Origin of the sequence: Methylobacterium sp. J-078, assembly GCF_022829285.1 — a bacterium.
Lineage (GTDB): Bacteria > Pseudomonadota > Alphaproteobacteria > Rhizobiales > Beijerinckiaceae > Methylobacterium.
The window spans coordinates 34,507-57,240 of record NZ_JAKSYI010000119.1 but is presented as its reverse complement, the minus strand read 5'-3'; the positions used below and the strand labels follow the sequence as shown (position 1 = coordinate 57,240).

The following is a 22,734-nucleotide window of genomic DNA, read 5'->3' as shown; positions in this document are numbered from 1 at the left end:
GCCCCGGCGCGCCGACCTGTGAGGCGAGTTCGAGGAGACAGCATCATGACCGAGATCGACGCCGCCACCCGCACGGAACTGGAAGCCGCCGTGTTCCGCCGCCTCGTCGCGCACCTGCAGACCCGCACCGACGTGCAGAACATCGACCTGATGAACATGGCCGGCTTCTGCCGCAACTGCCTGTCGAACTGGCTCAAGGACGCGGCCGACGAGCGGCAGCTCCCCATGAGCAAGGACGACAGTCGCGAGGCGGTCTACGGCATGCCGTATTCCGAGTGGAAGCGCCTGCACCAATCGGATGCGACGCCCGAGCAACAGGCAGCCTTCACCAAGGCCGCGGCCGAGCCGCACTAAGGTCCCGGTAAGCTTGACGGCTTAACGAGGCGGTTCCGGCGCCCTGCGAACGCTGCGCCTCGCATTCTGGGATTTGAGACGACCATGGCCGCATCCGCCGCACCCGCCGTCGACGCTTCCTCCGTCGCGGCCGACCAGCTGAAGAGCTTCATCGAGCGCATCGAGCGTCTCGAGGAGGAGAAGGCGGGCCTCGCCTCCGACATCAAGGACGTCTACGCCGAGGCCAAGGGCACCGGCTTCGACACCAAGGCGCTCCGCAAGATCATCTCCCTTCGCAAGAAGGACCATGCCGAGCGCCAGGAGGAAGAGGCGATCCTGGAACTCTACATGCAGGCCCTCGGAATGGTCTGACCGGGCCTCCGGGCGGACGCTTCTCCGCGACACCAGCCGGCGGCGGGGGTGGCCTACCGGAACAACCGGAGGCCGAACCCGAGCAATCCGAGCCCCGCGATCAGCAGGGCGCCGCAGGCCCGTTCGAGGGCCGCGCTGTGATGCGGATAGTTTCGCGATACGGCCGCGAGGCCGAGGCCCGCGGAGAGGCACGTCAGGCTCAAGGCAAACATCGCGAACCGCCTCCCTCCGCGGCATCGACCGAGCCGATGAGGCGCTCGGGAATCCCCAGGCTTCCCAACGCCAGCAGGTCGACGTTCTGATGGACGGGACCGATCGTGTCTTACTCCAAACGGGGGATGCCGCCCGTATCCCACAGCAATGAAAATGCCGGGACTGCCGACTTCTTCAAGAAGAGGCGTCCGAAACATCAATATTCGCGGTTACGACGCTCGCTCTGGTCGACGCTATCATGCAGGTGGGCGCCCCCGGTGCTTGATCCTTCGGGCGGACACCTATCTCCAGTTGTATGCCGCCGACGCACCCGGCCACGGATCGGCGATGTCACAGAGCGGCGACATCCAGTCCCGTATCCGGCCTCGATGCAGGGGCGTCGACCGACCGGACCCCTCGTCCTGTACGCCCGGCGGTCATGCGGAGGCGGGCATTACCGCCACCGGACGGCCGGAGCGATGATTCGGAGTCGGCGCGGCTCAGCGCGATGCGGCGACACCGCGGGTGGCGGAGCCGGTGAACCGCGCGGCGGTCAGGTCGTCCCCGGGACTGCGGGTCGAGAAGCGTGAGACGACGCCGGTGGCCGGAACCGCGATCGCGGCGGGGCCGCCGTCGAGCTTGGCCTTGGCATTCGCGAGCTTGACCGGGGCGGCGCGGCTCGCCGGCGCCGCATCCGCCGCCGCCGCGGCGAACAGCGCGCGTAGCTGGGTCCGCGCATCGGCGTTGGCCGGCACGAGGGGAGCAGCAGAACGACTCGGGGTGGCGGGGCTCGGAGTCGAGGTAACCGGCGAGGGGGTGCTCGACAGGTTGGCCATGCCGGCGCTGCCGAGGCCGGCCACCTGGACCGCCGGGCGCGGCGGGGGGAGGGGCATGGTCAGGGCTGCGGTCACCGCCGCGAACTCCGCGGGGCGACGCGGCGGGAGCGGGAGGGCAACGGCGGCAGCCGGCGCCGCGGCCGGTGCCTCGGCGGTGAGCAGGCTCTGGGCATCGCGGGTCTCGCGCTGCAGGAGGGCCGTCTTGAGCGTCTCGTCGGCGGCCGGGGCGGCATAGGCCAGGGCCGCCCGCGTGCCGGACTGATCTTCGGGATCGGCGCTGGCGACCACGACCGGAGCCGGCTTGCTCCGGCCCCGCGCCGGGGCCTTGGCCGCGACGGCCACGGGTGGCGCCGCCTCGCGGGCGGAGCCGCCGCCGAACAGGCTGGCGAAGAAGCCCTTGATGCTCGGGCCGTCATCCTCGTCCATCTGGGCGACTTCCGTCACACCCAGCACCGTGCCGCCGCGCGACAGGATCTCGGCGCGGGCCTGCTCGTAGCCGGGCAGGGGGCGATTGTCGCTGGGCAGGTGCACGGTCTTCCCGTCTGGGAAGAGCCGGGCGAGCTGGTCATGGGTCATGCGGGGCCAGGAGCGCACCGAGCCGACGTCGAGGTGCACGAAGGGGGACCCGGAGCGCGGATACCAGCCCACGCCGCCGCGCTGCATCCGCATGCCCACGGCCCGGATCTGGTCGATCGAGACGTCGGGAAGGTAGAAATCCATCGCCTTGCCGAGCATGTGCTGGCTGTACTCGGCCACCATGCGCGAGCGCCGGCGCAGCATGGCGTTGGTGCCGGGCGAGCGGTAGGCCGAGACGACGGTGATCGGCTCCTGCGAACCCACGGAGCGATAGGCCTCCCAGACCGTATCGAACAGGCGCGGGTCCATCTTGGTCGGCTCGTCGACGCGCCAGTCGCGCAGAAGCCAGTTCAGCTGCTCCAGGGCCGCGCGGTCGTAGCGCCCGTCCCGCTTGAACGTGACGGTGAGGCTTTCCTTGGTGTGGCTGTGGAAGATCGAGAGGGTTCGGGTGTCACCGTTGGCGACGGCATCCTGCGTGCCGCGCGTCCCACTAAGGAGCGCGAGGCCGATGCCCGAGGCGACGACGGCGAGGCGCCGGAGAGGCTTGGAACGCAGGGAGTCCGAGACCCTTGCTCGCAGACGCTTCAGCACCGTGGTCTCACCCCCTGCCAGACCGCGCGCGGAGCGCGAATCGTGGTGAACGCAAGGTTGCCGAAAACCGTAAACGATCGGTTTACCGACTCCTCGGCGCTTCGCTGATCGAAGGCTTAACGGTTAGGTCGCAACCGTGGCAAAAACGTGCCCGGGGTGCGCGGGCGCACGCGAAGCGCCGCCACGTCGCGACCGCCGCGCTTCGGACAACCGGTGCGCGACGCGCAGATCCGACACACGTTCGAACCGTGGCGAGACCGTGCCGAACGGCGCGTGCCCTACCACCACCCGCTCGACGTACGGGCCGGACGCGGCGTCCACAGGTCGGGCTCACCGAAATCGGCCGGCGGTCGCGGCGCCGCGCTCCGGCGGCCCGGCTCCACGTCCGAATGCGCCTCCCGCACGGGCCTCGGGCGGGCCTCCGCAACGGGTTTCGGCGCCGTGGTCGGCTTGACCTTCGCGGTCGCCTTCGCGGCGGGGGCCTTGGCGACGAGGAGGCTGCCCGGGCTGAGGCCGAGGGCGATCTTCATCCGCGCGTCGTAGCCGTAGAGATCGGGCGCGGTGCTCACGGTGCCGGTCTCATCCACCGACGTGGTGAAGTATGCCAAGTGCACCGGCAGCTTCTCGGACAGGCGGATCTGGCGCTCGCCCTTTCCGATCAGCTTCTTCAGCCGCTCGCTGGACCAGGCCTCGGGCAGCACCGCGTCGGCGAACCGGAAGGGGTCCTCCACGCGCACGCAGCCGTGGCTGAGCGCCCGCTGGGAGGCGCCGAACAGGGTGCGATTGGGCGTGTCGTGCAGGTAGACCGCGTGGTTGTTGGGGAACATGAACTTGATGAAGCCCAGCGCGTTGCGCTCGCCCGGGGGCTGACGCACCGAGACGTTGCCGTTCCGGTAGACCACCTCGTAGCCGCGCCGCGCCGCGTAGTTGGGATCGCGGGCGAGCCCCGGCAGGAACTCGTTCTTCAGGATCGAGGGCGGCACGTTCCAGGACGGATTGACGACGGCATATTCCATCATCCCCGAGAAGATCGGCGTCGGCGATTCGACTTTACCGACGATGACCCGAGCCTCGTCACGCTGCCGCCCGTCGCGCACCACGCGGAGGCGGAACTCCGGCACGTTGACGAGGACGTAGTCGCGGCCGAGGTCGGAAGGCAGCCAGCGCCAGCGCTCCATGTTCACCAGGAGGGCGGCCTCGCCCTCGTCCGTCCGGGTCGCGGTGTCGGGCCGGCCCAGGGCCGCGACGGTCTGGGCCGTCAGCGTGCCGGTGGCCGGCAGTCCGCGTCCGCGCTGGAAGCTCGTCACGGCCGCCGCCACGCCGGCATCGTAGGTCTCGGGGTTGCCCGGACCGGCATCCAGGGTTCCAGCGGTGCGGGTCTCGAGGCCGAAGCGCGCGCGAAGCATCGGCACGCGGGGATCGGTCATGCCGAGCTTCAGCACCGGGCCCGGGGGCAGTTGCACGCTCGGGGCACCCGGGGCGTGGCTGTGGCCCCGCAACGCGGCGAGGCGGCCCTTGAGCGCGAGGTAGCCCGGCTGGCTCGGATTGTAGCCCTGCAGGAGCGCACCGGCCGAGGGCCCCGCGGAGGCGATGCGGCCCAGGACGGCATCGGGAGCCGGGATGTCGAGGGTCGGGGTGATGAGCTTGGCGATGCTCGCGAGGTTGAGGCGCCCACCCCGTGCGTCACGCGCATAGAGGACGATGGCCGCCGACAGCTTCAGTTCCGCCTCGGCGACCTGCGCCTCCGTCGTGCCCTGGGTGCCGAGCACCGGAACGGGATAGGCCGAGGCGTTCAGCCCGTCCTCGCCCGCCGCGGCCAAGCGCGCGGCGGCCGCTTTCGCCGCCGGCGTGAAGGCGCCGTCGACGATCCAGACCGGTTTGAAGGCACCGAGCGCGTAGAAGGCCTGGATCGCCTCGCGCTCCTTCGTCGACAGGCGTGCCAGGAGGGGCGCCGGGTCCGCGAGGCGCTGGGCGACGGCCGCCGATTGGGGGTCGCTCGGCAACGGCGGCGGCGCGGGCGCCTCGGCCGCCGGGGGAGGGGCAGCCGGTTCGGGCGCCGAGGGTGGCGCCGGCACGGCGACGCCCGGGCTTTCCGGAGCCGCGGCCGGCGACTTCGTCTCGGCCGGGATCGCGCCGGGATCGGCCGCCGCGTTGCGGAGCACCTGCGGAACTGGAACCGGGGCCGCGTCGGGCGTCTGGGCCTGCGCCGAGGCACCCGCGAGCAGGGCGGACAGCGCGACGGCAGCGGAGCGCGAAACGCCCATGGGGGAACTCCTTCGGAACCGACCGGGCCGGCCGATGGCATTAGATAATCGGGCCAAGCGCGAGCGTGTGCAATCGCACGCAGGCCGCACCCGGGCGGAAACGGTCAGGCCGCGGCCTCGTCGGACTTCGCGTCGCCGTCGAGACCGAGGTCCTTGAGCTTGCGATAGAGGGTGGATCGGCCGATTCCGAGGCGGCGCGAGACTTCCGACATGCGGCCCCGGTAGAATTGCAGCGCGAAGCGGATGATCTCGGCCTCGAGCCCGTCCATGGTCTTCATCTCACCGGTCTCCTCGGCGACGAGGCTCATGGCGTGGGGATCGCGGACCTCCACCCGTACGATCTCCCGCACCGGTTCCGGCGCGCCGGGCTGGACCATCGGCTGGGTGGGGGCGGCCGGGATGCGCACGTCGAAGCCCTCGACCTGGGCGGCGATCTGCGGAAACTCCGCGATGGTGAGCTCGTCGCCGTCGGCCAGGACCACGGCGCGAAAGAGCGCGTTCTCCAGCTGGCGTACGTTGCCGGGCCAGCCGTAGCGCGTCAGCAGCGACATCGCCTCCGGGGTGATCGCGCGGACCTTCTTGCCTTCCTCCGCCGAGAAGCGGGCGCAGAACGAGCGCACGAGGTCCGGGATGTCCTCGCGCCGCGCCCGCAGGGGCGGCAGGGTCATGGGGAAGACGTTGAGGCGATAGTACAGGTCCTCGCGGAAGCGTCCCTGCTTAACGAGGTCGAGGAGGGAGCGGTTCGTCGCCGAGATCAAGCGGATGTCGACGCGCACGCTGCGCTTGCCCCCGACCGGGTCGACCTCGCCCTCCTGCAGGGCGCGCAGGAGCTTCACCTGGGCGTCGAGGGGGAGCTCGCCGATCTCGTCGAGGAAGAGCGTCCCCCCCGAGGCCTCCACGAACTTGCCGACATGGCGCTCGGTGGCACCCGTGAACGCGCCCTTCTCGTGGCCGAACAGGGTGGATTCGACGAGATTGTCGGGGATCGCCCCGCAATTGACGGTGACGAAGGCCCGGCCGCGGCGGTCCCCCGAGCCCTGGATCGCCCGGGCCAGCACCTCCTTGCCGACGCCGGACTCGCCCTCGATCAGCACCGGGATGTTCGACTTGGCCGAGCGCTCGGCCAGCCGGATCACCCGGTCCATGTCGGGGCTGCGGGACGTGAGATCCTTGAAGCTGAGGGAGCCCGAGGCGCGCCGGCGCATGCGGCGGACCTCCTCCTCCAGCTGGTCGACCCTGAGCGCGTTCTTGATCGAGACCTGGAGGCGCTCGGCCCCGGCCGGCTTGACCACGAAATCCACCGCGCCCGCCCGCATGGCGTTGACGACGGCATCGATGGAGCCATTCGAGGTCTGCACGATCACCGGCACGTCGAGGCCGGTCCGGCGCATCTCCGCCATGACGCCGAGACCGTCGAGGCCGCCGGGCATGACGAGGTCGAGGAGCACCACGTCGAAGGTCTCTCCGGAGCGCAGGAGGTTCAGGCCCTGCTCGCCGTTCTCGGCCACCCGCGCCTCGAAGCCGAGGCGGCGCACCATCGCCTCGGCGAGGCGGCGCTGCACGGGATCATCGTCGACGATGAGGATCGTTGTCGACATGGGGTGGCCTCGATGCTCGCCGAGCGGGGAGGACCGGCGACGCGGTGTCGCCCGGGCCCTCGACCATCGGCTTGTTTCGTTTCGAACCGCAGGGTGAGCCAGATGCGTAAAGCTGCGCTTAACGACGATGGGACTTTTCGCACCTCGCCGCCGCCGCCGCTGTGACGCTTTGTCGGTCCCGTCCGACAAAGCCTCCTGTACGAGAGGATTCTGTCGATCGCGGATTGATCGCATCGCGTCCGCGCTCGATATCAGCCCGCACGGCACCCGTCGTGTCGCCAGGAAAGCAGACCATCATGCCGAGCCGAGCCGTCGCCCATGCCACTCTCTCGGGCATCGTCGCGAATGCGGAAGGGTCCAGCGCAGCCAGGGCCGCGGCCCGCGCGGCCGATCTCGGTGCCCTGCCGGAATGGGACCTGACGGACCTCTACGCGGGAATCGACTCGCCCGACTTCACGGCGGACCTCGTCCGCGCCGAGGCCGAGTGCGCCCGCTTCTCGGAGCTCTATGCCGGGCGCCTCGCCGAGATCGCCGCCGGCCCCGACGCCTCGGCCGGCCTCGCCGAGGCGGTGGCGGCCTACGAGGGCATCGAGGACCTGCTTGGGCGGCTGATGTCCTTCGCGGGCCTCGTCTATTCGGGCGACACCACGGACGAGCGCCGCGAGAAGTTCTACGGCGACACGCAGGAGCGCCTGACCACGGCCTCCAGCCACCTGCTGTTCTTCGCCCTCGAACTCAACCGCATCCCGGACGCGATCATGGACCGGGCGATGGCCGAGGGCCCGCTGACGCACTACGCACCCTGGATCGAGGACCTGCGCCGGGAGAAGCCGTTCCAGCTCGACGACCGCACCGAGAAGCTCTTCCTCGAGAAGTCCGTGACCGGGCGCTCGGCCTGGAACCGACTGTTCGACGGCACGATCGCGTCCCTGCGCTTCCCCGTCCAGGGCGAACAGCTGACCCTGGAGCCGACCCTCAACAAGCTTCAGGACATCGACGGTGCCGTGCGCCGCGAGGCGGCCGGTGCGCTCAGCGAGGTCTTCCGCGCGAACCTGCGCACCTTCACGCTGATCACCAACACGCTGGCCAAGGACAAGGAGATCTCCGACCGCTGGCGCGGCTTCACCGACGTGGCGGATGCCCGCCACCTCTCGAACCGGGTCGAACCGGAGGTGGTCGCCGCGCTGGTGGAGGCCGTGCAGGCGGCCTATCCGCGCCTGTCGCACCGCTACTACCGCCTCAAGGCCAAGTGGTTCGGCGTCGAGGCGCTGCCGTACTGGGACCGCAACGCGCCGCTGCCGAAGGTGGACCAGCGCACGATTCCCTGGACGGAGGCGCGTGACACCGTGCTCGATGCCTACGGCGCCTTCTCGCCCCGCATGGCCGACATCGCCCGGACCTTCTTCGACCGGAACTGGATCGATGCGCCGACCCGCCCCGGCAAGGCGCCGGGCGCCTTCGCACACCCGACCGTGCCCTCGGCGCACCCCTACGTGCTGGTGAACTACCAGGGCAAACCGCGCGACGTGATGACCCTCGCGCACGAGCTCGGCCATGGCGTGCACCAGGTGCTGGCGGGCCCGAACGGCGCCCTGATGGCGCCGACGCCCCTCACGCTCGCCGAGACCGCGAGCGTCTTCGGCGAGATGCTGACCTTCCGGCGCCTGCTCGCCGCCACCTCCAGCGTCTCGCAGCGCCGCGCCATGCTGGCCGCCAAGGTCGAGGACATGATCAACACGGTGGTGCGCCAGATCGCGTTCTACGCCTTCGAGCGCAAGGTCCACCTCGCCCGCCAGCAGGGCGAGCTGACCGCCGAGCAGATCAACGGCCTCTGGATGTCGGTGCAGGCCGAGAGCCTCGGCCCGGCGATCACCCTCGATTCCGGGTACGAGCCCTTCTGGGCCTACATCCCGCACTTCATCCACTCGCCGTTCTACGTCTACGCCTACGCGTTCGGCGATTGCCTCGTGAACTCCCTCTACGGCGTCTACGCCAAGGCCGAGGACGGTTTCGTGGACCGCTACTTCGCCCTGCTGTCGGCCGGCGGCGCCAAGCCCTACGGGGAATTGCTGGCCCCCTTCGGCCTCGACGCCCGCGACCCGGGCTTCTGGCAGATCGGTCTGTCAATGATCGAGGGGATGATCGTGGAGTTGGAGGCGATGGAGGGGTGAACGAATACGTCAACGTTGCAAAACGCAACGTTGACGTATTCGATGGGTGGGGATAACCAGCGGCTTCCCATGGAGGTCACGATGAACCCCACCCATGCCGCCTTCTTCGAGCGTCCGGAGGCTCGTCCTCTCAGGGACGTGCTGATCCGTCCCGACATGCTCCCGCAGTACGAGCTCCTGAGCCGACTTGAGATGCCGGCGGTGCAGGCTGCGGTCTGGGAGATCGAGCCGATACTCGAGCAGTTCGATCCCGCCACCCGCAATCATGCGATCCAGTCGTCCGGTGCTCTGATCGGGGACCTCCTGACGGCGCGCGGCTTTCGCATCGCCCGTGACGCCCAGGGCGAGAAGCGGCGCGGCCGCGTGCGCAAGGCACGGTTCGTGAAATCCGGCACGATCTGGGAACTGCCCGCTCAGCAGGGTGGCGATCACCGCAGCAAGGTCGCGGCGATCATGGACAATATCATGGTCCAGTATCGCGAGACTCTGACCGAGCTAGCGAAATGACGCTGGAAGTCGACGACGAGCCGGACTGGCTGACCATCGAGGACGTCATCGACGCCCACGACCGTCAGCTTAAGGTCTTCGGCGGGGCATCCGGAATTCGAGATCCAGGCGCGCTCGAATCCGCCGTAGGCCGGCCGATCAACAAGTGGCGCTACGAGGGCACCGAGATGCCGGATCTGGCGGCGGCCTACGCGTTCGGCATCGTGCGCAATCATCCATTTACGGATGGAAACAAGCGCGCGGGCTTCATGGCGATGCTGGGCTTTCTGCTGTTGAACGACATTCCATTCGCGCCGGATCCCGTGGAGGCGACGGCGGTGATCCTGGCGCTCGCCGCCGGCGAGGTCGGGGAAGCTGGCCTCGCCCGCTGGATCCGTGACAACTGGCCGGCCGCCTGACACGCGCCGCCGCGCCGCAACGGCGCAGAGCCCTGGCAGGCAGGGTCGTCGGGCTTATCTCATGGGGGCAGCCGAATCGCCGGATGCGTCCTCGCCGAGATCCGAAGAACCCGATGGCCGACACCGATCGCGAAGCCAACCGCTTCTCCGCCCGCGCCAGCCGCTACGCGCGCGTCGGCGCCAATGTCGGCGGGGTCGCCGCCCGGATGGCGGGCGCGAAGCTATTCGGCGGCAAGGAGGCCCCCACCAACGCGGCGGCGCTCGCTCAGGCCCTCGGTGGCCTGAAGGGGCCGATCATGAAGGTGGCGCAACTTCTCGCCACGGTTCCGGACCTGCTGCCGCCCGAATACGCCACCGAGTTGCAGAAGCTCCAAGCCGACGCCCCGCCGATGGGGGCCGCCTTCGTCAAGCGCCGCATGATGGCCGAACTCGGCGCCAACTGGCAGACGCGCTTCCAGAGCTTCGACCTCAAACCCGCCGCCGCCGCATCGCTCGGTCAGGTCCACCGCGCCACCGCCCTCGACGGAACCCGGCTCGCTTGCAAGCTCCAGTATCCGGACATGCAATCGGCCGTCGAGGCCGATCTCAAGCAGTTGGAGGTCGCGTTCGCCCTGCATCGCCGGATGTCGTCCTGGCTCGACACCCGCGAGATCGCCAAGGAAATCGGCGCCCGGGTCCGGGAGGAACTTGATTACGAGCGCGAGGCCAAGCACGCCGTCCTCTACGGCAACGTGCTGCGTGACATCGATGCGGTGCGCGTGCCGGCCATCCACAAGGATCTCTCGACGAAGCGCCTCCTGACCCTCGGCTGGCTCGATGGCGAGCGCATCCTGGATTTCGCGCAAGCGCCGATCGAGATCCGCAACCGCCTCGCCCAGTCGATGTTCAAGGCATGGTGGCATCCCTTCAGCCGTGCCGCCGTGATCCACGGCGATCCCCATCTCGGCAACTACACGGTGTTCTCCGAGGGCGGCGAGGCCCAGGGCATCAACCTGTTGGATTACGGCTGCGTGCGCATCTTCCATCCGCGCTTCGTCGGCGGTGTGGTCGATCTCTACCGGGGCCTGCTCACGAACGACAACGCCCGCATCGTCCACGCCTACGAAACCTGGGGCTTCAAGAACCTGAACAAGGAGCTGGTCGAGATCCTCAACATCTGGGCCCGCTTCATCTACGGACCCATCCTCGAGGATCGGACCCGGACGGTGGCGGACGGTGTCAAGCCCGGCGAGTATGGCAGGCGTCAGGCTTTCGAGGTGCACCAAGCTCTCAAGCAACGTGGACCGGTCACGATCCCGCAGGAATTCGTCTTCATGGACCGGGCGGCCGTCGGCCTCGGCGCCGTGTTCCTGCATCTGCGCTCCGAGTTGAATTACCACCGGCTGTTCGAGGGCGAAATCGACCGGTTCTCCCTCGCGGACCTCGAGGCGCGCCAGGGCAAGGCCCTGAAATCTGCGGGGCTGCCGCTGCCGATCTGAAAACATGGCCGGAAAAAGCCGCTCAGGGTGATTGGCGAGCGCGCATGTCGATTGCGAGCGACCTTGGCTTGCGCTAAATCCCCTTGGAACAAATCAAGACGATGCCCAAGGGGACGCTCACACGATGGCCGATTCCAAGACCGTGTCCGGCGCACATTACAGCCCGGCGATGGATGAGAAGACCCACGAGCAGACCTATCGCGGCTTCGTTCGTTTCGTCGAAATCGGCACCGGCGTGGTGCTGTGCTGGGTTCTGGCGCTCGCCATCGGCGGTATCCGCGAGGCGTGGCTGACGGCGATCTTCGGCGTGATCCTGTCCGGCATCGCCGGAACGGTCGGCGCGCTTGCGCCGGCGGTCGGCTACAAGGCTCCTCTGGCGGTCGGCATCCTTCTTGCCCTGTACCTCGCCTTCGCCTGAATTTCCCCTCCTCTGACTGGTTTTGCGGGTCGCCTTCGGGCCGTCCTTTAAGGAGCATTCCTGCATGCGCATCGCTGTATTATCGGAAACCGATCCCGCGGAGCCGCGGGTCGCGGCGGTGCCAGAAACGGTCAAGAAATTCATCGGCCTCGGGGCCGAGGTGGCCGTCCAGTCCGGCGCCGGTCTGAAGGCCGGCGTACCGGACTCGGAATACGAGGCCGCCGGCGCCACCATCGCGGGCTCGGCGGAGGACGCCGCGGGCTCCGCCGACCTCGTCCTGAAGGTCCGGCGCCCGTCGTCCGACGAGATCGGTCTCCTCAAGCGAGGTGCGACCGTGATCGCCATCATGGACCCCTACGGCCATGAGGCCGAACTCGGTGCCATGGCCGAAGCCGGGCTCGACGCCTTCGCGATGGAACTGATGCCCCGCATCACCCGCGCGCAGGTAATGGATGTGCTCTCCAGCCAGGCCAACCTCGCCGGCTACCGCGCGGTCGTCGACGGCGCGTCCGAATACGGGCGTGCCATGCCCATGATGATGACCGCCGCCGGCACCGTTCCGGCCGCCCGCGTCTTCGTGATGGGTGTCGGCGTCGCCGGCCTCCAGGCCATCGCCACCGCTCGCCGCATGGGCGCGGTCGTGACCGCCACGGACGTCCGTCCCGCCACCAAGGAGCAGGTCGAGTCCCTGGGCGCGAAGTTCGTCGCCGTGGAGGACGAGGAGTTCAAGCAGGCCGAGACCTCGGGCGGCTACGCCAAGGAGATGTCGGCCGAGTACAAGAAGAAGCAGGCGGATCTCGTCGCCACCCACATCGCCAAGCAGGACATCGTCATCACGACGGCGCTGATCCCGGGCCGGCCAGCGCCGCAGCTCGTCTCGGAGGCCATGGTCGCCTCGATGAAGCCGGGTTCGGTCCTGATCGACCTCGCGGTGGAGCGCGGCGGCAACGTCGAGGGCGCCAAGCCTGGCGAGGTCGTCACCACCGACAAGGGCGTGAAGATCGTCGGTCACCTCAACGTGCCCGGCCGCCTCGCCGCCACGGCCTCCAGCCTCTACGCCCGCAACCTCTACGCCTTCGTCGAGACCTTGGTCGACAAGGAAGCGAAGACCCTCGCGGTGAAGTGGGACGATGAGCTCGTCAAGGCGACGAACCTGACCCGTGACGGCCAGGTCTCGCACCCCTCGTTCCAGCCCAAATCCTGATCCCGCCGGAGGACACGATGGCCACGCTTCCCCCCGATCAGGCCGCCGAGCAGGCGCGCGCCGCCGCCGCCGCGGCCCGAACCGCTGCCGATATCGCGCAGCAGCACGCGCTCCAGGCGCAGAAATACGCCGACGGCCTCGGCCACGGCCTCAGCGCCGTGACCCACGGCGCCGTCGACCCGACGGTCTTCCAGCTCGCGATCTTCGTGCTGGCGATCTTCGTCGGCTACTACGTGGTCTGGTCGGTGACCCCGGCCCTGCACACGCCTCTGATGTCCGTCACCAACGCGATCTCGTCGGTGATCATCGTCGGCGCGCTTCTCGCCGCCGGCGTCCCTTACGTCGAGCACGGCACCGGCTGGGCCCGGTTCTTCGGCTTCGTCGGCATCATCCTCGCCAGCGTGAACATCTTCGGCGGGTTCCTCGTCACCCAGCGTATGCTCGGCATGTACAAGAAGAAGGCCTGAGACATGTCCCAGAACGTCTCATCCCTTCTCTACATCGTCTCCGGCGTCCTGTTCATCATGGCGCTGCGGGGCCTCTCGCACCCGACCACGTCGCGGCAGGGCAACCTGTACGGCATGATCGGCATGGGGCTCGCCATGCTCACCACCCTGGTCGGGCACCCCCCGGCCGGGCTGGGCGCCTGGCTGCTGGTGATCCTCGGCCTCGCCATCGGCGGCGGTGCCGGCGCTGTCATCGCCAAGCGCGTGCCCATGACGGCGATGCCGCAGCTGGTCGCGGCCTTCCACTCCCTCGTCGGCCTCGCGGCCGTGATGGGCGCGGCGGCGACCCTCTACGCGCCGCAGGCGGTGGGCATCCTCGAGAACGGCCACATCCACAAGGAGTCGTTGTTCGAGATGGCCCTCGGCGTCGCCATCGGCGCCATCACCTTCACGGGCTCGGTCATCGCCTTCCTGAAGCTCGACGGGCGCATGTCCGGCAAGCCGATCATGCTGCCGCAGCGCCACGTCATCAACATCGTCCTCGGCGTGCTGCTGGTGGTGCTGATCGCCGTCTTCATCGGCAACGAGAGCAAGTTCGTCTTCTGGGTGATCGTGCTTCTGTCCTTCGTCCTGGGCGGCCTGCTCATCATCCCGATCGGCGGCGCCGACATGCCCGTCGTCGTCTCGATGCTGAACTCCTACTCGGGTTGGGCGGCGGCCGGCATCGGCTTCACGCTCGGCAACCTCGCCCTCATCATCACGGGTGCGCTGGTCGGTTCCTCGGGTGCGATCCTGTCGTACATCATGTGCAAGGCGATGAACCGTTCGTTCATCTCCGTCATCCTCGGCGGCTTCGGCGGTGACGCCGCCGCGGCCGGTGCGGGCGGCGCGGTGGAGACCCGTCCCGTCAAGCAGGGCTCCGCGGACGACGCGGCCTACATCATGAAGAACGCCGAGCGCGTCATCATCGTGCCGGGCTACGGCATGGCGGTGGCCCAGGCCCAGCACAGCCTTCGCGAGATGGTCGACTTGCTCAAGAAGGAAGGCGTGGAGGTGAAGTACGCCATCCACCCGGTCGCGGGCCGCATGCCCGGTCACATGAACGTGCTGCTGGCCGAAGCCAACGTGCCCTACGACGAGGTCCACGAGTTGGAGGACATCAACGGCGACTTCCCGCAGGCCGACGTGGCCTTCGTGATCGGCGCCAACGACGTCACCAACCCGGCCGCCAAGACCGACAAGACCTCGCCGATCTACGGCATGCCCATCCTCGACGTGGAGAAGGCCAAGACCGTACTCTTCATCAAGCGTGGCATGGGTTCCGGCTACGCCGGCGTCGAGAACGAGGTCTTCTTCCGCGACAACACCATGATGCTCTTCGGCGACGCCAAGAAGGTCGTCGACAGCATCGTCAAGAACCTCTGAGCGGATCCCGTCCGCGGACGCCCCGGGCTCGACCCGCGGCAGGGCAGGGGGGCCGGCGCGCGATCGCCGGCCCCTTTGTCGTTTGGGATGCAGCCCCGGGGGCCGCATGCGGCTATGATCCCGCCCGTGTCAGCCGCCCATGCCCTCGACGCGCCCCGCGCGTTCCTCGATGTCACCCGCTCCGTCCTCGGGCGCCCCTGGCGCGACCGCTGCGCGGATCCGGCCCTCCAGGCCTATGCGGCCACGATGGTGCAGGCGCATGCCCTGCCGGAACCGCTGGCCCGCGTGCTGGCCGGGCGCGGCATCCGCCCGGCGGGCGCCGAGGCGCATCTGCAGCCGCGCCTGCGCGACCTGATGCCGGACCCGGATTGCCTTGTCGACATGGAGGCCGCGGTGGAGCGCCTCGCCCGTGCCGTGTCGACGAACGAGTGCGTGGCGATCTTCGGCGATTACGACGTCGACGGCGCCGCGAGCGCCGCCCTGCTCGCCGCTTACCTGCGCGGTCTCGGCCTCGATGTCCGCATCCATATTCCGGACCGGATCACGGAAGGCTACGGCCCCAACGTCGCCGCCGTCACGGACCTGCACGCGGCCGGCGCCACCCTCCTGGTCACCGTCGATTGCGGCACCAGCGGGCATGCCCCCCTGGAGGCGGCGGCGGCCCTCGGCCTGGACGTGGTCGTGCTCGATCATCACGGCGCACCCGAGCATCTTCCCCCTACGCGAGCCCTGGTGAACCCGAACCGCCTCGACGACCTCTCCGGCCTCGGCCATCTCTGCGCGGCGGGCGTGGTCTTCCTCACCCTAGTCGCCCTCAATCGTCGCCTGCGGCGGGACGGGCTCGACGCCGGGTGCCTGCCCGACCTCACGGAAAGCCTGGACCTCGTGGCCCTCGCCACCGTCGCCGACGTGGTGCCCCTGACCGGGCTGAACCGCGCCTTCGTGCTGCAAGGCCTGAAGGTGATGCGCGGGCGCGGCCGCATCGGCCTCGCCGCGCTCCTCGACGCGGCCTCCTTGAGCGAGCCGCCGGAGGCCTGGCATCTCGGCTATCTCGTCGGGCCGCGCATCAACGCGGGCGGCCGCATCGGCGACGCAGGTCTCGGCGCGCGGCTCCTCACCACCGCCGATCCGGCGGAAGCCGCCCGCATCGCCGCCGAACTGGACCGACTCAATCGCGAGCGTCAGGTCATCGAGGCCCAGGCCGTCGCCGCCGCGGAGGCCGAGATGGACCACGCCCTCGGCCTCGACCCGGACCGTCCCGTCCTGGTCGCCGCGTCGGCCGACTGGCATCCCGGCGTGGTCGGCCTCATCGCGGCGCGCCTCAAGGAGCGCTTCGGCCGGCCGGCCTTCGCCTTCGCCCTGCGTCCGGACGGCACCGCGACGGGCTCGGGCCGCTCGATACCCGGGGCGGATCTCGGCCACGCCGTACGCTCCGCGGTGGAGGCGGGTCTCGCGCTCAAGGGCGGCGGCCATGCCATGGCGGCCGGCGTCACGCTTAAGGGATTCGACGTGAGCGGCTTCGGCGCCCATCTCGACGCAGCTCTCCGCGACACGGTGGCGGAGGCGCGCGCGGTGGAAGCGCTCCTGGTCGACGGCACGGTCAGCGCCGGCGGCGTCACGGCCGAGATGGTGCGCATGATCCACCGCGCCGGCCCCTTCGGCTCCGCCGCGCCGGAGCCGACCTTCGCGCTGCCACGCCACCGCATCGTGGATGCCGGAATCGTGGGCAACGGCCACGTCCGCACCCGCCTGCGCAGCCGCGACGGCCAGGCCATCGGCGCCATCGCGTTCCGGGCCGCGCACGGCCCGCTCGGGCAGGCGCTCCTCTCGGGCATCGGCTCCGAGTTGCATGTGGCGGGCACCCTCTCGATCGACACGTGGCGGGGCGCGGAGCGGGCCCAGGTGCGGATCTGCGATCTCGCGCATTTCGGGTGAGCGACGCGGTTGACTCGCGCCCGAGCCCTCATCATAAGGACGGCGCACCGCCGAGAGGCGGCCGGTTTGGGGGAATGTCCCGAGCGGCAAAGGGGGCGGACTGTAAATCCGCTGCGTAAGCTTCGTAGGTTCGAGTCCTACTTCCCCCACCAAACTTCTGAAGGTATCGAGCCTCGCGCCGAGATCTCAAACGTCGAAGGCCAGGATATTCGGTCATCGATGCGGGTGTAGCTCAATGGTAGAGCAGCAGCCTTCCAAGCTGAATACCCGGGTTCGATTCCCGGTACCCGCTCCACTCCCATCACAGCCGATACATCAATCAGATCAGCACCTTGACCTTTTCGGGCGAGGCGCGGCCGGTATCGGCGCGACTCCCTTGATACCAGCCTGATACCAGCCGCGGATCGAAGCAGGCCCCTGCGAGCGTAATGGTCTCGACCGTGATGGCAGCCTTCCGCTGGACTCGGCCGTCGTGGGCCGTGAGAACACCAGGCCAACGAAAACCTCGAACATCCGGGCTTAACCTGGCGGCCACATCGCTTCCAGCTGAACGATGGTATGCCATCAATGATCAGTCGCCGGCCCGCCAGAACTGCGGTCGCCGTCGGATGACACCTCGGCCGTGGCAGCCGGAGTCGACGTGTCCGACAGCCTTCGACGAGGTTTGCCGCCCCATATCGCATCAGGCTGTCACGGAGTTGTATTCGCATGGTCACAAGACGTGTCGTCACGCTGACCGAGTTCGGCTCGCCCCAGGTGCTCTCGATCGTGACGGAGGAGCTTGCCTCACCGGGGCCGGGTGAGGTGCGGGTTCGGCAGACGGCCATCGGCTTCAACTTCATCGACATCTACCAACGCAAGGGCATCTATCCGCTTCCCCTACCGACAGGCCTTGGCTTCGAGGCAGCGGGCGTCGTCGAAGCGGTCGGTTCGGGTGTCACCCACATCCGAAGCGGCGATAGGGTCGCCTACATGAACGCCGGCGTCGGCGCCTATGCAGACCTTCGAAACGTCCCTGCCGACAAGCTTGTCGCGTTGCCGGACACGGTGAGCGACGAGGCCGCGGCGACCCTGCTGTTCAAGGGGATGACGGCCCAGTACCTCCTGCGCAAGACGCACGCCGTGCAGGCTGGCGACGTCCTGCTCGTGCATTCGGCCGCCGGCGGCGTCGGGCAGATCCTGACACGGTGGGCGACGGCGCTGGGCGCCACGGTCATCGGTACCACGGGCTCTCCCCGAAAGCGGGAGACCGCGCTCGCCGCTGGGTGCGTGGATGTCATCGACCTCAACGATCCGGAATGGCCCGAAGCCTTCCTGAAGGCGAGCGGCGGTCGAAAAGCGCGTGTCGTCTACGACGCGATCGGCAAGGACACCCTGATCAAGTCGCTCGATTGTGCGGCACCGTTCGGTCTCGTCGTTTGTTACGGTGCCTCGTCGGGGAAGGCTCCCGCGGTCGACCCGGAACTCCTCAACAAGAAGGGATGCCTCTTCCTGACGCGCCCCTCGGTCTTTCCCCACAATGCCGACCCGGCAACCTTCCGCGCCAATGCCGCCGACTTGTTCGACGCCGTCGCCCAGGGTCATGTCAGCGTCGATATCGGGGGCCGCTTCAGGCTCGATGACGTCGTCGAGGCCCACGTCGCGGCGGAGGAGCGTCGATTTGGCGGCGCCTTGCTGATTGCTCCATAGGCGGTCGCCCCGTCAGCTTTCTGTATCCATAATTATATTGGCCTGAAGTTTGCTGGGGTCGCCCCGCACACACGGAGGGTTCATGACGGCTCCTGGGGTCCAACTCAGCCTGGACGGTATCCGCAAATCCTTTCCCGGCAAGGGCGGGCCGGTTCCGGTGCTCGATGGGCTCAGCTTCGATATCTACGAGCGCGACTTCGTCAGCATCATCGGCCCGAGCGGCTGCGGCAAGACGACGGTGTTCAACGTCATCGCCGGACTTCTCGAGCCCGACAGCGGCACCATGACGTTTCGCGGCGAGGTTGTGCCGGGGCTGCAGGGCCGGGTCGGCTACATGATGCAGAAGGACCTGCTGTTCCCCTGGCGGACGGTCCTGCAGAACGTGATGCTCGGCCTGGAGATGAAGGGCGTCGACCGCGCTCAGGCTCTCGACACGGCTCGCGAATACCTCTCGACCTTCGGCCTGTCGGGCTTCGAGAATGCCTACCCGAAGATGTTGTCCGGCGGCATGCGGCAGCGGACCGCCCTGATCCGGACGCTGATCATGGATCCCGATATCCTACTCTTGGATGAACCGTTCTCGGCCCTCGACTACCAGACGCGTCTCTACCTCGAAGGCGTTCTCCTCGACGCCGTGGAGACCTTCCACAAGACCGTCGTGCTGGTGACGCATGATATCGACGAGGCCGTCGCCTTGTCCAAGCGCGTCGTCGTTCTGGGCAATCGCCCCACCAAGGTGAAGTCCGTTCACGAGATCGGGCTCGATGCCCGTTCGCCGATCGGTGCGCGCAGCGATCCGCGTTTCTCCGACTATTTCCAGACCCTGTGTGGCGAACTCGAGATCCAGACCCGTCAGAGGGCAGCCTGATGGCGACGCACACCTTGAGAACGTCGGAAGCCTTGAAGACCTCCCAAAGCCTCGAGTCCTCCTCTCTAGCCTCGTCCAGGCCCACCCGGCAACCCGCTGCTCGGCCCCGCGCGAAGCCGGGTGCGTTTGCCCGGGCGGCCGACACGACACTCGGGCGCGGCATCATTCAGCTGCTGGCGGTTGCGGTGTTCTTTCTTGCGTGGGAGGTCGCGGTCCGAGCCGGCTGGCTCACGGAGTTTCTGGTCGGCGCACCGTCAGGCATTTGGCGCGTCTTTCTCGCCTCGATGCTGGACGGATCGCTGCCGGTCGATACCTGGTACACCGTGATCGAAGCGATCATCGGGTTCTTGATCGGCACGCTCCTGGGGTCGCTGGCCGGCCTCGGCCTCTGGTACTCGGCCTTCGTGGCGCGGCTCGTCGAGCCCTTCATCGTGGCGATCAACTCGGTGCCGAAGATCGCACTGGCCCCGATCGTCATCCTTTGGTTCGGCACGGGTTTCGTCTCGAAGGTGGCGCTCGCGGTCTCCCTGACCGCTCTCGTCGCCCTCATCGCCGCCTATCAGGCCGCGCGCGATGCCGACCCCGACCTGCAGGCCCTTCTGGCCTCGATGGGCGCCTCGAAGAATCGCATCTTCAAGAGCGTGATCGTGCCCTCCACCCTGCCGGCCATCATCGGGATGTTTCGCATCAACATCGGCTTTGCCCTCGTGGGCGCGGTGGTCGGCGAGTTCATCTCGTCCCAGCGCGGCCTCGGGCACCTGATCTACTCGGCCTCGAGCCTCTACGACCTGAATACGGTCTGGGTCGGATTGTTCGTGCTGATGTTCGTGGGCTTCCTCCTCTACCACGTCATCGATTTCGCCGAGCGTCGCATCCTGCCTTGGCGGCAGATCACCACCGCCGGCCAAGTGCAAGTCTGATCTCGTCACGCGTCGATGGGTTCGCCGGCCTCAGCCGCAACGCGTGACGCGCACCGGGACACAGGCTCTCCAACCTCCCGCAGACTCGGGACTTTCTCGAAAAAGGGCACCACGGATGATTCGTTCCAAACGCCTGCGTCTCTCAGCCTCCGTGGCGGCAATTCTGGGGTTCGCCAGCCTCGTGGCGCCGCCGGCCCGCGCGGCGGACAAGGTCACGATCTCGCAGGCCTTCCAGTCGATGCTCTACCTGCCCTTCTACGTTGCCATGGATGGGGGATTCTTCGCCGGCGAGGGCGTCGAAGTGACCAAGGAAACGGCGGGCGCCCCGGCGGTGGCCCTCTCGGCGGTGATCTCGAAGAGCGCGCAGTACTCGATCCACGGCCCCGAATGGACCGCCATCGCAGCCTCGAAGGGCGCGCCGGTGAACGTCGTGGCGAACGTGGTCAATGGAGCCGCGGTGTGGATCGCCACGACCCCGGACGTGATCTTCAACAATGTGAAGGACCTGAAGGGTCAGAAGATCGTCACCGGGCTGATGCCGACCACCAGCACCTCGCTGTTCCTGAAGCTCCTCAAGGAGAACGGCCTCAAGCCCGAGGACGTGGAGATGACTCAGGTCCAGCTCGGCTCCGAGCCGGGGCCGCTCCTCGCCGGCCAGGCCAAGATCGCGGTCATGTACGAGCCCGGTCTCGACCAGGTGGTGGCCAAGGGGATGAAGGTCGTACTGGGCTTTCCGGAGCGCTACGGCGCCTACGCCTTCTCGTCCGTGAGCGCCCGCAAGGACGTCGATCCCGCCATCACTCAGAAGGTCGTGACCGGCATGCAGAAGGCGATCCGCTTCATGCACGCCGAGCCTGAGAAGACGATTGCCATCGCCAAGAAGCAGTTCCCGAACCTCGACCCCGCCGTCGTCGAAGCCGCGGTGAAGCGCATGATGCGGGAGAAGGTTTATCCTGACAGTGTCGACATCACCGCCGAGGCCTTGAAGACCGGAATGGAGACGCAGGTCGCGCTGGGTAATCTCTCGGCTTTGCCCGACTACGCCACGTTCGTGCGTCGCGACTTCATCGAGAAGAGCCTCGCGGCGAACTGAGGCCGCGACCCTCCGAACGCCGCGCAGATGCAGCGCGGTGTTCGGCTCCGCAGGACAACGGACTCCTCGATGCTCCACCACCTCGGCCTCGTCGACGCCTTGCGAGCGTTCCGCGATGGACACGTGTCGCCCGGCGATTACCTCGCGGCCAGCCATGATGCAGCGCGGGCGCACTCGGATCTTGCCGCCTTCACCGTCCTCGCGGCGGATCTCGCACCGGGAGTGGGCGCCTGGGCGGGCATCCCCGTCGGGGTGAAGGACATCATCGCCACCGCCGACCTGCCGACCACGAACGGCTCACCCGTCTATGCCGACCACGTGCCCGCCGCGGATGCCTGGATCGTTGCTCGGCTGAAGGCCCTCGGCGCCTCGGTTCTCGGCAAGACGGTGTCCACCGAGTTCGCTTGGCGCCACCCGGGACCGACGCACAATCCCTGGAAGCGCGGACACACGCCGGGCGGCTCGTCGAGCGGCTCGTCCGCCGCCGTCGCAGCCGGGATCGTTCCCCTGGCGCTCGGGACACAGACCTTCGGATCGGTGATCCGGCCGGCCGCCTATTGTGGGGTCGTCGGCGTCAAGCCGAGTTACGGCGCCATCCCACGCGTTGGTGTTCACCCGCTGGCCCCCTCCCTCGACCATGTCGGCCTTTTCACCCGCTCGGTGACGGATGCCGCCTTCGCCCTGGCGCATCTGATCGGCCGAGACGAGGCGGACCCGCACGGCCGCCCGCTGCCGGACTTTTCCGTCGACCTCGACATGGCTCTGGCGCCCCGTGAAGCGCCGCGCCTCGCGCTGGTTCGGACTGCGATCTGGGACAGGGCCGAACCGGAGCAGCGCGCGCTGCTCGACGCGACGGCAGCGGATTTTCAAGCGGCCGGAGCCCATGTGTCCGACTTCGTGCTCCCGGCGGCCTTCGAAGGCTTGTGGGACTGCGCGCGCACCATCCTCGCCGTGGAGGCGAGCGCCCGCTTCGGAACGCTGGTCGAGCGTTTCCCCGACCGGACGAGCCAGCCGCTGAAGGATCTCGTCGCGGAAGGGGCGCAGATCGCGGCCGTGGCCTACGTGGAAGCCCTCCGGCGTCAGGCCGATCTGCGGGTGAACCTCGATACGGTGCTGGCGGGCTACGATGCGGTCCTGACCCTGCCCGCCTCCGGCCCTGCCCCGGAAGGGCTGGCCTCGACCGGCGATCCTGCCTTCTGCGTACCCTGGACCTGCCTCGGCGTTCCGGCCGTCGCGCTTCCGGCTGGGGAAAGCCAGGGGCTTCCGCTCGGTATACAGCTTGTGGGCACCTACCGCAACGATCTCGCGCTGCTCCGCACGGCGCGTTGGTGCGAGATGGTTCTGGCCCGTCCGGTCCCCTTTCCCGCCTTCTGCCCCGTCTCCTGAAAACGCGCACATCGCGACCATCGGAACGTTGAAC

20 protein-coding genes and 2 tRNA genes are annotated in these 22,734 nt (G+C 68.4%); 18 read left to right on the top strand and 4 right to left on the bottom strand.

From position 1 onward, the window contains the following. Nucleotides 1–45: 45 nt before the first annotated feature. Nucleotides 46–354, top strand: a complete 309-nt coding sequence (locus tag MKK58_RS20465) for a DUF1244 domain-containing protein (RefSeq protein ID WP_243914345.1) — start codon at nucleotides 46–48, stop codon at nucleotides 352–354. A gap of 84 nt (nucleotides 355–438) precedes the next feature. Next, nucleotides 439–705 carry a DUF2312 domain-containing protein gene (locus MKK58_RS20460; RefSeq protein ID WP_056180857.1) on the top strand — a complete coding sequence of 89 codons (267 nt, stop codon included), beginning with the start codon at nucleotides 439–441 and terminating at the stop codon, nucleotides 703–705. Between the two features lie 53 nt (nucleotides 706–758). Here the strand turns inward: MKK58_RS20460 and MKK58_RS20455 are convergent, their stop codons facing one another. The 4 genes from MKK58_RS20455 to MKK58_RS20440 all read right to left on the bottom strand — a co-directional run bounded on the left by MKK58_RS20455 (nucleotide 759) and on the right by MKK58_RS20440 (nucleotide 6,762). Continuing rightward, complete coding sequence (locus tag MKK58_RS20455) at nucleotides 759–917, bottom strand: hypothetical protein (RefSeq protein WP_243914342.1); 159 nt, start codon at nucleotides 915–917, stop codon at nucleotides 759–761. A gap of 480 nt (nucleotides 918–1,397) precedes the next feature. Continuing rightward, on the bottom strand, nucleotides 1,398–2,900 hold the full coding sequence (locus MKK58_RS20450; RefSeq protein WP_243914340.1) for a DUF882 domain-containing protein: 1,503 nt from the start codon (nucleotides 2,898–2,900) through the stop codon (nucleotides 1,398–1,400). A gap of 278 nt (nucleotides 2,901–3,178) precedes the next feature. Then, nucleotides 3,179–5,164, bottom strand: a complete 1,986-nt coding sequence (locus MKK58_RS20445; protein WP_243914338.1) for a murein L,D-transpeptidase — start codon at nucleotides 5,162–5,164, stop codon at nucleotides 3,179–3,181. Between the two features lie 104 nt (nucleotides 5,165–5,268). Beyond that, nucleotides 5,269–6,762 (bottom strand): sigma-54-dependent transcriptional regulator, encoded by a 1,494-nt coding sequence (locus MKK58_RS20440; RefSeq protein ID WP_243914337.1) that lies wholly within the window; start codon nucleotides 6,760–6,762, stop codon nucleotides 5,269–5,271. Between the two features lie 296 nt (nucleotides 6,763–7,058). On the opposite strand from MKK58_RS20440, the gene MKK58_RS20435 reads away from it, so the two are divergent. The 16 genes from MKK58_RS20435 to MKK58_RS20360 all read left to right on the top strand — a co-directional run bounded on the left by MKK58_RS20435 (nucleotide 7,059) and on the right by MKK58_RS20360 (nucleotide 22,700). After that, the gene (locus MKK58_RS20435; RefSeq protein WP_243914335.1) at nucleotides 7,059–8,933 is read left to right on the top strand and encodes a M3 family oligoendopeptidase; all 1,875 of its coding nucleotides are present in this window, start codon (nucleotides 7,059–7,061) and stop codon (nucleotides 8,931–8,933) included. 81 nt (nucleotides 8,934–9,014) lie between these two features. Continuing rightward, a complete protein-coding gene (locus tag MKK58_RS20430) occupies nucleotides 9,015–9,440 on the top strand; it encodes a hypothetical protein (protein WP_243914333.1) in 426 nt (141 codons plus the stop codon). Beyond that, nucleotides 9,437–9,838 carry a type II toxin-antitoxin system death-on-curing family toxin gene (locus MKK58_RS20425; RefSeq protein WP_243914331.1) on the top strand — a complete coding sequence of 134 codons (402 nt, stop codon included), beginning with the start codon at nucleotides 9,437–9,439 and terminating at the stop codon, nucleotides 9,836–9,838. The genes MKK58_RS20430 and MKK58_RS20425 overlap by 4 nt, the downstream gene beginning before the upstream one ends. A gap of 113 nt (nucleotides 9,839–9,951) precedes the next feature. After that, nucleotides 9,952–11,316 (top strand): ABC1 kinase family protein, encoded by a 1,365-nt coding sequence (locus MKK58_RS20420; protein WP_243914330.1) that lies wholly within the window; start codon nucleotides 9,952–9,954, stop codon nucleotides 11,314–11,316. A 124-nt stretch (nucleotides 11,317–11,440) separates the two neighbouring features. Continuing rightward, a complete protein-coding gene (locus MKK58_RS20415; protein ID WP_243914329.1) occupies nucleotides 11,441–11,734 on the top strand; it encodes an aa3-type cytochrome c oxidase subunit IV in 294 nt (97 codons plus the stop codon). Between the two features lie 64 nt (nucleotides 11,735–11,798). Then, a complete protein-coding gene (locus tag MKK58_RS20410) occupies nucleotides 11,799–12,938 on the top strand; it encodes a Re/Si-specific NAD(P)(+) transhydrogenase subunit alpha (protein ID WP_243914328.1) in 1,140 nt (379 codons plus the stop codon). A 17-nt stretch (nucleotides 12,939–12,955) separates the two neighbouring features. Next, nucleotides 12,956–13,405: a proton-translocating transhydrogenase family protein gene (locus MKK58_RS20405; protein ID WP_108035050.1), complete on the top strand. Its 450-nt coding sequence runs from the start codon at nucleotides 12,956–12,958 to the stop codon at nucleotides 13,403–13,405. 3 nt (nucleotides 13,406–13,408) lie between these two features. Next, nucleotides 13,409–14,809, top strand: coding sequence for an NAD(P)(+) transhydrogenase (Re/Si-specific) subunit beta (locus MKK58_RS20400; protein WP_243914325.1), 1,401 nt, complete (start codon nucleotides 13,409–13,411; stop codon nucleotides 14,807–14,809). A 114-nt stretch (nucleotides 14,810–14,923) separates the two neighbouring features. Then, nucleotides 14,924–16,744, top strand: coding sequence for a single-stranded-DNA-specific exonuclease RecJ (gene recJ / locus MKK58_RS20395; RefSeq protein WP_243914323.1), 1,821 nt, complete (start codon nucleotides 14,924–14,926; stop codon nucleotides 16,742–16,744). A gap of 68 nt (nucleotides 16,745–16,812) precedes the next feature. Continuing rightward, a tRNA-Tyr gene (locus MKK58_RS20390) sits at nucleotides 16,813–16,896 on the top strand. Nucleotides 16,897–16,965: 69 nt separating this feature from the next. After that, nucleotides 16,966–17,039: transfer RNA gene (locus tag MKK58_RS20385), tRNA-Gly, on the top strand. 413 nt (nucleotides 17,040–17,452) lie between these two features. Further along, complete coding sequence (locus MKK58_RS20380; protein ID WP_243914321.1) at nucleotides 17,453–18,433, top strand: quinone oxidoreductase family protein; 981 nt, start codon at nucleotides 17,453–17,455, stop codon at nucleotides 18,431–18,433. A gap of 82 nt (nucleotides 18,434–18,515) precedes the next feature. Then, nucleotides 18,516–19,301: an ABC transporter ATP-binding protein gene (locus MKK58_RS20375; RefSeq protein ID WP_238280634.1), complete on the top strand. Its 786-nt coding sequence runs from the start codon at nucleotides 18,516–18,518 to the stop codon at nucleotides 19,299–19,301. Between the two features lie 284 nt (nucleotides 19,302–19,585). After that, the gene (locus MKK58_RS20370; RefSeq protein ID WP_243914319.1) at nucleotides 19,586–20,221 is read left to right on the top strand and encodes an ABC transporter permease; all 636 of its coding nucleotides are present in this window, start codon (nucleotides 19,586–19,588) and stop codon (nucleotides 20,219–20,221) included. Nucleotides 20,222–20,336: 115 nt separating this feature from the next. Continuing rightward, nucleotides 20,337–21,314 carry an ABC transporter substrate-binding protein gene (locus MKK58_RS20365; RefSeq protein WP_243914315.1) on the top strand — a complete coding sequence of 326 codons (978 nt, stop codon included), beginning with the start codon at nucleotides 20,337–20,339 and terminating at the stop codon, nucleotides 21,312–21,314. Between the two features lie 69 nt (nucleotides 21,315–21,383). Further along, nucleotides 21,384–22,700: an amidase gene (locus tag MKK58_RS20360; RefSeq protein WP_243914312.1), complete on the top strand. Its 1,317-nt coding sequence runs from the start codon at nucleotides 21,384–21,386 to the stop codon at nucleotides 22,698–22,700. Nucleotides 22,701–22,734: the final 34 nt, after the last annotated feature.

Excerpts from the sequence above, each read along its gene's own strand:
- MKK58_RS20455 (WP_243914342.1), bottom strand. The coding sequence starts at position 917 with ATGTTTGCCTTGAGCCTGACGTGCCTCTCCGCGGGCCTCGGCCTCGCG.
- MKK58_RS20365 (WP_243914315.1), top strand. The coding sequence starts at position 20,337 with ATGATTCGTTCCAAACGCCTGCGTCTCTCAGCCTCCGTGGCGGCAATT.
- MKK58_RS20420 (WP_243914330.1), top strand. The coding sequence starts at position 9,952 with ATGGCCGACACCGATCGCGAAGCCAACCGCTTCTCCGCCCGCGCCAGC.
- MKK58_RS20465 (WP_243914345.1), top strand. The coding sequence starts at position 46 with ATGACCGAGATCGACGCCGCCACCCGCACGGAACTGGAAGCCGCCGTG.
- MKK58_RS20410 (WP_243914328.1), top strand. The coding sequence starts at position 11,799 with ATGCGCATCGCTGTATTATCGGAAACCGATCCCGCGGAGCCGCGGGTC.
- MKK58_RS20400 (WP_243914325.1), top strand. The coding sequence starts at position 13,409 with ATGTCCCAGAACGTCTCATCCCTTCTCTACATCGTCTCCGGCGTCCTG.
- MKK58_RS20370 (WP_243914319.1), top strand. The coding sequence starts at position 19,586 with ATGCTGGACGGATCGCTGCCGGTCGATACCTGGTACACCGTGATCGAA.
- MKK58_RS20405 (WP_108035050.1), top strand. The coding sequence starts at position 12,956 with ATGGCCACGCTTCCCCCCGATCAGGCCGCCGAGCAGGCGCGCGCCGCC.
- MKK58_RS20380 (WP_243914321.1), top strand. The coding sequence starts at position 17,453 with ATGGTCACAAGACGTGTCGTCACGCTGACCGAGTTCGGCTCGCCCCAG.
- recJ (WP_243914323.1), top strand. The coding sequence starts at position 14,924 with ATGATCCCGCCCGTGTCAGCCGCCCATGCCCTCGACGCGCCCCGCGCG.
- MKK58_RS20425 (WP_243914331.1), top strand. The coding sequence starts at position 9,437 with ATGACGCTGGAAGTCGACGACGAGCCGGACTGGCTGACCATCGAGGAC.
- MKK58_RS20430 (WP_243914333.1), top strand. The coding sequence starts at position 9,015 with ATGAACCCCACCCATGCCGCCTTCTTCGAGCGTCCGGAGGCTCGTCCT.
- MKK58_RS20375 (WP_238280634.1), top strand. The coding sequence starts at position 18,516 with ATGACGGCTCCTGGGGTCCAACTCAGCCTGGACGGTATCCGCAAATCC.
- MKK58_RS20445 (WP_243914338.1), bottom strand. The coding sequence starts at position 5,164 with ATGGGCGTTTCGCGCTCCGCTGCCGTCGCGCTGTCCGCCCTGCTCGCG.
- MKK58_RS20415 (WP_243914329.1), top strand. The coding sequence starts at position 11,441 with ATGGCCGATTCCAAGACCGTGTCCGGCGCACATTACAGCCCGGCGATG.
- MKK58_RS20440 (WP_243914337.1), bottom strand. The coding sequence starts at position 6,762 with ATGTCGACAACGATCCTCATCGTCGACGATGATCCCGTGCAGCGCCGC.
- MKK58_RS20460 (WP_056180857.1), top strand. The coding sequence starts at position 439 with ATGGCCGCATCCGCCGCACCCGCCGTCGACGCTTCCTCCGTCGCGGCC.
- MKK58_RS20435 (WP_243914335.1), top strand. The coding sequence starts at position 7,059 with ATGCCGAGCCGAGCCGTCGCCCATGCCACTCTCTCGGGCATCGTCGCG.
- MKK58_RS20360 (WP_243914312.1), top strand. The coding sequence starts at position 21,384 with ATGCTCCACCACCTCGGCCTCGTCGACGCCTTGCGAGCGTTCCGCGAT.